Here is a 5983-nt window from a genome sequence, read left to right on the forward strand (position 1 = left end):
AGACCAGCCCCGCCACCGCCGGGGGCACCCCGGGGACCGGCCCCGCCACCGCCGGGAGCACCCGGGAGGCCGAGCCGGGCGCCCGCTGCCCGTTCCCGCACGGCGAGCGGCCCCGTACCGCCGACGACGCGGAGCGGCCCCGTACCGCCGACGACGGACGGCCGCCCCGTACCGCCACCGTCCCCCGCACCCCCGCCCCGCCCCGCCACACCACCCCCACCCTCGACGTCCCCGACCGCATGCACGCGCTGCTCACCGCCGTGATGGATCTCGGCCGGGACCTCGACCTCCCGCAGGTGCTGCGGAGCATCGTCGAGGCGGCCGTGACGCTCACCGACGCGCGGTACGGCGCGCTCGGCGTCATCGGGGACGGCGGCGCGGGGCTCTCGCAGTTCGTGACGGTCGGGATGGACGCGGAGGTGGTGGCGCGGATCGGCCCGGCGCCGTGCGGGCAGGGCATCCTCGGCGAGCTGATCACCCACCCCGCGCCGCTGCGCCTGGACAACCTCACCGCGCACCCGAACAGTTACGGCTTCCCCGCGCACCACCCGCCGATGCGGACCTTCCTCGGCGCCCCCGTCCGCATCCGCGACGAGGTCTTCGGCAACATCTACCTCACCGAGAAGCGCGGCGGCGGCTCCTTCGACGCCGACGACGAGGCCGTCCTCACGACGCTCTCGATCGCGGCCGGCGTCGCGATCGACAACGCCCGCCTGTACGAGGAGAGCCGCCGCCGCGAACACCGCCTCGAAGCCCTCGGCGAGATCACCCGCGCCCTCCTCGCGGGCACCGGCACGGACGAGGTGCTGCGGATCATCGCGCGCCGCGCGATGGAGGTCGCCGACGCCGACCTCGCGGCCGTCCTGCTCCCCACCGGCGCCGGCGATCTCGTCGTGCGGGTCGCGCACGGCGAGGACGCGGAGGGCGTGCGGGGCGCGGTGCTCCCGGTCGCGGGCTCGCTGTCGGGGCTAGCGGCGGCGGAGCGGGCGCCCGTCGTGACGACGGACGTACGGGTGGACGCGCGTGCCCGGCCGCTCGGCGGCACGGAGCACGGGCCGGTCGTCGCGGTGCCGCTGCGGGTGGACGCGGCGGTGTGCGGGGCGCTGCGGCTGAGCCGCCGTACCGGCAGGCAGGGCTTCACGGCGGCCGAGGCCGCGCTCATCGACGGCTTCGCCGACCAGGCGGCGATCGCGCTCGAACTCGCGCGCCGGCGCGAGGAGTCGGAGGAGCTGGCGATGCTCCAGGACCGCGACCGCATCGCGCGCGACCTGCACGACGTCGCGATCCAGCGCCTCTTCGCGACGGGCATGACGCTCCAGAGCGCGACGCGCTCGATCGCGGACCCGACGGCGTCCGAGCGCGTCGGGCGCGCGGTCGACGACCTGGACGCGACGATCCAGATCATCCGCTCCACGATCCACCAGCTCCGTACGAGCGACGACGACCGGGGCGGTCCCGCGCTGCGCCGCCGCCTCGCCGAGACGGTCCGGATCGCCGCCCAGCACCTGGGTTTCCAGCCGTCGTTGCGCATCCTGGGCCCGGTGGACAGCACGGTGCCGGAGGAGTTGCGCGAACACGTGCTCGCGGTCACGGCGGAGGCGCTGAGCAACACGGCGCGCCACGCCCGCGCGCACCGCGCGGACATCGAGCTGGCCGTCCCGGACGGCGCCGACCGCGTGGTCCTCACGGTGACGGACGACGGCGTGGGCCTCGGCCGGGCCCGCCCGACCGGCGGCCTGCGCAACATGGCCTCGCGCGCGGAGCAGTGCGGCGGAACCTTCCGCACCGACGCGGGCCCGGAGGGGCGCGGCACACGGATCACATGGACGGCGCCGCTGGTGGGGGCGTGAGGCCCCGGGCAGCGCCGATCCCAGCCCCCAAACGCCTTCCCGCGTAAGGGAGTTACGCGCCCGGTCGCCCCGCGTCCGTCCCCCGCAGCCGCTCCGCGATCATCGCCGCCTGTATCCGTCGCCCCACGCCGAGCTTCCCGAGGATGGACGAGACACGGTTCTTGACCGTCTTCTCGGCGAGGTAGAGGCGTTCGGCGATCTGCCGGTTGGTGAGGCCGAGCCCGATGAGGTCGAGGATCTCCAGCTCGCGCGGCGAGAGCCGGTCGAGTTCGCCGGGCAGGGCGCGGCTCGGCTCGGGCTTCTCCGGCTTGGGCTCGCGGATGCGGGCCATGACGCGGCTCGTCATCCGGGGGTCGAGGAGCGAGGTGCCGGTGGCGACGGTCCGTACCGCGTTGAGGAGGTCGGAGCCGTTGATCTGCTTGAGCACGTAGCCGGCCGCGCCCGCCATGATCGCGTCGAAGAGTGCTTCGTCGTCGTCGAAGGACGTGAGCATGAGGCAGGCGAGATCCGGCAGTTCGGCCCGCAGCTCCCGGCACACCTCGACGCCCTCGTGGTCCCCGCCGGTCGCGCTGCCGAGCCGTACGTCGAGCACGGCGACGTCGGGCCGCGTCGCGGGCACGCGCGCGAGCGCCTCCCGCGCGTTGGCGGCCTCGCCGACCACGACGATGTCGGCCTCCGCCTCCAGGAGATCGCGCAGCCCCCGCCGTACGACCTCGTGGTCGTCGAGCAGGAAGACGCGGACGGGAGCGGCGGGCGCGGTGCCGGGCCCGGGCGGCGCGACGGGGCTCACGAGCGGGTCCGGGGGGCGGCGAGGGCGGGTGCAGGGATCATGACGGGACTCCGGTACGGGACGGGACGGCCGCCCCGGGCAGCGCGCCCCGGGGGCGCGTGCCCTCCAGCGGCACGCCCCCAGTATCGCAACGCCGTCGCCCGCCGTCCGGCCCCGGGTGAGGGGCCGAACGGCCCTCGCGGCCCCCTGCCCTCCCTGATGGACTTCCCTCGCGCCCCGGACGGGCCGCTCCGGACGAGGCTCGTCATCCCGGCCCCCGGAGGACCCGTCGGGGCGTCCAGCACGACGCGGAACCGGGCAGGGGTCAGGGGGCGACGGGGACCTCACCACTGTGATGGCGGAGCAGCCGGGCGAGCGCCTGCATGTGGGCGTACGCGGCGTGGGCGGGGTCCTCGCGCGAGGGCGCCGCATCGAGCAACGCGCGCACCAACTCGGCGGTCTCCCCGGCGACCCCGGCCCCGAGCAGCGCCTCGGCCCGCACCCGCAGGAGCCGCGTGTGGTGCTCCATGTCCGCGCGGGTGGTCGTGCCGAGCCGGCACGCGAGGGCGTCGTCGACGGCACGCCGGGCGGGCCCGGCGGCCACTCCCGCCCCGTCCGCCCCGAGCCCGGCGACCGTTCCCGCCCCGGGCCCGGGAAGAGTCCGCACCTCGTCGGGCCCCGCGTTCCACTCCCGCCCGCCCCCGAGCGGCCGCAACCACCAGTACCGCCCGAGCCGCCCCGTCACGACGGCGAGCACTTCACGCCGCGCGTCCCACACCACCTCCCCGATCACCGCGCGGCTCCCCGCCCGAGCGCTTCGGCGAGGGCATGCGCGACGGGCGCGGAGCAGACCCCCAAGTGCACAAGCGCGTACGGCGCTTCCCCGGCCCACGCCCGCCGCACATCCATCGCGGGCAACTGAATCCCGACGGCCGTGAGGGCGGACGCGAGAGCGTCCCGAGCGGCGAGCGCTTCGCGGAGACGGTCGGCGTGTTCCTTCTCGGTCTTGTCCGTCATGGCACGAACTCCTTCGGACCTCGCTCGATATCGGTCATCGGCCGCTGCCCGCGCAGCTCGTGAATTACTCTGCGTGGCCCCGGCATCACGAGGTTGCCGCAAGGGAAGGCAGTGAGAGGCGTCACACGGTCAGGGCTTCCACCTCCGAAGGCGCAAATTCCACAACCTCCACGCACTCACGGAAGGAGCCGCCCGTGCCCAACAGGCGCGCGGTCACTGGACGGAGCAGGGAGCCGAGACGCCGTTTCGCGCAGGAACTGCGTCAGTTGCGCTCCAGCCACAAGGTGACCCTCCGCCAGCTCTCGGACCGACTGGGCTGGGACTACTCGCTGTTCGCCAAGATGGAGAAGGGCGAGACGCTGGGCGGCCCGGAGGTGGTGGAAGCGCTCGACGCCTTCTACGGGACGCCGGGACTGCTGCTCGCGCTCTGGGAGCTGGCGCTCTCCGACAAGACGCAGTTCAAGGAGCAGTACCGGCGGTACATGCAGTTGGAGTCGGAGGCGGTGAGTCTGTGGCACTACGCGGTGAGCGTGCTGCCGGGGTTGTTGCAGACGCGGGAGTATGCGCGGGAATTGCTGTCTCTCGGCGGCCTGATCGGCACGGAACTTGAGGCACAGATAGAGGCGCGCCTCAGCCGACGCACAATCCTGGACGACCCCGACGCGCCGCCTTTCAGGGCGATCCTTTCGGAGGCCGTGCTCCGCTCGCCGATGGCGGATGCTATGGGATGGCAGGCGCAGTTGAGCCACTTGCTGGAGTTCGAGCCCCAAGGCAACGTGACCATCCAAGTACTTCCGTTCAGCGCTGGCCTGTACCGCTTGGTCAGCACCGATATCTGGTTCCTCCGGCTGCCGCAGGGTGCGACCATCGCCTACGCGGAGAACGCAGCACGCGGGGAGTTGATCGAGCACTCCGCAACGGTCGAGTCCCTCCAACGGAGCTACGATGCCGTACGCGACCAGGCTCTTTCGCCGGGGGAATCGCGGAAGTTCATCCAGTGCCTCTTGGAGGAGACACCGTGCACCACGTCGACCTGACCGCGCTCTCATGGCACAAAAGCTCGTACAGCAACCCGGATGGTGGAGCCTGCGTGGAGGTCAGCAGCGATCACCCCGCCCTCGTCCCCGTACGCGACAGCAAGCGCCCCTCCGCCGCCCACCTCGTCTTCCCCTCCGCCTCCTGGTCGGCCTTCGTGGAGATGGTGAAGCGGCCGGCCTGAAGCCTCGGCGAAGGAGGCCCGGTCGCAGCGTCCTCACCTCGCGCCAAGACCTCCCATCCCCTCCCCACTCACTCCGCCTGCCGGTCCGCCCGCCGCCACACCACCGCGTGCGCCACCCCGTCCCCGTCCAGCGCGGTTCCGCCCGCGCGGCTCTTGTCCGTCACCGCGTACGCCTCCGCCGTGCGGCCCTCGGCGAGCGGCGGGAGGAGGCGCGAGGTGCCGCTCGCGTCGCGGTAGAGGGCCTGATGCGTGTTGTACTGCCACTCGGCGGCGCCCGGCGCCAGCGCCGTACCGACCGCGACGCCGCTCGTCGCGGCGACCGCCTCCAGCGTGGCGGCGGTGGTGCCCGCCGGGAGGCTCGCGGCCTCGCCCGGCGTGGCGTACGGGGCGCTCCACGTCCAGGGCGTGCGGCCCTGCCACGGCCCGGTCCAGTCGTAGCCGACGACGTTCCCCGCCGCGTCGATGTCCGTCACCTGCGAGTAGTCGTAGAGCCCCGCCGCGCCGCTGCGCGACAGTTCGCGTGGCGGCGCGGAGCCCTCGGCCGGCCACACGACGGGGAAGTTCTCCCAGCGCTCGTACGCGCTCCCGTCCCCCGGGACGACCCGCTCCGCCTGCCCGGCGATCGTGCCCGCCTCGTTGATCGCCGCGACGCCGTAGAACGTCGCACCGTCGCCGGGCAGCGGCAAGCGCCGTACGAGCGCGCCCGCGCGCCACACAAGTCCGGCCCCGCCCTCGTACCTGCGGTCCGAACCGACGATCGTGCCCCCGCCGTTGACGTCGTCGGCGGACTGCCCCTCCGGGAGGAGCGTGAGCTTCTTCGCGCCCTTCTGGTAGGCGAAGGCCGCGTACGCGCCGTCGGCGCCGTCGAGGTCGCCGACCATGAGCCCGTCCGCGTTCACCGCGCGGACCACACCCCCGGTCCACCCCTCCGGCAGCGGCACCGCGTGCGCGACCGGCCGCGCGCCCGCACTCCCCGTCCAGTACGCGGGCACCCCGAGCGAAGCCCCCACGGCGAGGCCCCCGGCCCCGAAGTCCCGTACGGCGTTGGCGGTTTCGGTCGTGTCCGGGGACGCGCCGGACGGCAGCCGCGCGGGGTCGAGCCCGGGGAGCGCGCGCGGTGGTGTCGCG

General features: G+C 74.2%; 7 protein-coding genes. 3 read left to right on the forward strand and 4 right to left on the reverse strand.

Translation table 11 applies throughout. The annotated features are described in order from the left end of the window. Nucleotides 1-239: 239 nt before the first annotated feature. A complete protein-coding gene (locus G3I42_RS12505) occupies nucleotides 240-1850 on the forward strand; it encodes a GAF domain-containing protein (protein ID WP_164285392.1) in 1611 nt (536 codons plus the stop codon). A gap of 52 nt (nucleotides 1851-1902) precedes the next feature. Here the strand turns inward: G3I42_RS12505 and G3I42_RS12510 are convergent, their stop codons facing one another. From G3I42_RS12510 to G3I42_RS12520, 3 genes are all read right to left on the reverse strand, one after another. Continuing rightward, nucleotides 1903-2640, reverse strand: coding sequence for a response regulator transcription factor (locus G3I42_RS12510; protein WP_164285382.1), 738 nt, complete (start codon nucleotides 2638-2640; stop codon nucleotides 1903-1905). A gap of 304 nt (nucleotides 2641-2944) precedes the next feature. Further along, nucleotides 2945-3412 (reverse strand): LuxR family transcriptional regulator, encoded by a 468-nt coding sequence (locus G3I42_RS12515; RefSeq protein ID WP_343244531.1) that lies wholly within the window; start codon nucleotides 3410-3412, stop codon nucleotides 2945-2947. Next, a complete protein-coding gene (locus G3I42_RS12520) occupies nucleotides 3409-3636 on the reverse strand; it encodes a hypothetical protein (protein WP_164285384.1) in 228 nt (75 codons plus the stop codon). The genes G3I42_RS12515 and G3I42_RS12520 overlap by 4 nt, the downstream gene beginning before the upstream one ends. Before the next feature lie 194 nt (nucleotides 3637-3830). On the opposite strand from G3I42_RS12520, the gene G3I42_RS12525 reads away from it, so the two are divergent. Continuing rightward, on the forward strand, nucleotides 3831-4673 hold the full coding sequence (locus G3I42_RS12525; protein ID WP_164285386.1) for a helix-turn-helix transcriptional regulator: 843 nt from the start codon (nucleotides 3831-3833) through the stop codon (nucleotides 4671-4673). Next, complete coding sequence (locus G3I42_RS12530; protein WP_164285388.1) at nucleotides 4655-4855, forward strand: DUF397 domain-containing protein; 201 nt, start codon at nucleotides 4655-4657, stop codon at nucleotides 4853-4855. Before G3I42_RS12525 ends, G3I42_RS12530 begins: the two co-directional genes overlap by 19 nt. 68 nt (nucleotides 4856-4923) lie before the next feature. Here the strand turns inward: G3I42_RS12530 and G3I42_RS12535 are convergent. Then, the coding region (locus G3I42_RS12535; protein WP_164285390.1) for a hypothetical protein at nucleotides 4924-5983 on the reverse strand (1060 nt) is incomplete at its 5' end.

Source organism: Streptomyces sp. SID11385 (assembly GCF_010548245.1).
In the GTDB taxonomy this organism is placed as follows: Bacteria; Actinomycetota; Actinomycetes; order Streptomycetales; family Streptomycetaceae; genus Streptomyces.

Coding starts and splice junctions, on each gene's coding strand:
- G3I42_RS12505 (WP_164285392.1), top strand. CDS start 240: ATGCACGCGCTGCTCACCGCCGTGATGGATCTCGGCCGGGACCTCGAC.
- G3I42_RS12520 (WP_164285384.1), bottom strand. CDS start 3,636: ATGACGGACAAGACCGAGAAGGAACACGCCGACCGTCTCCGCGAAGCG.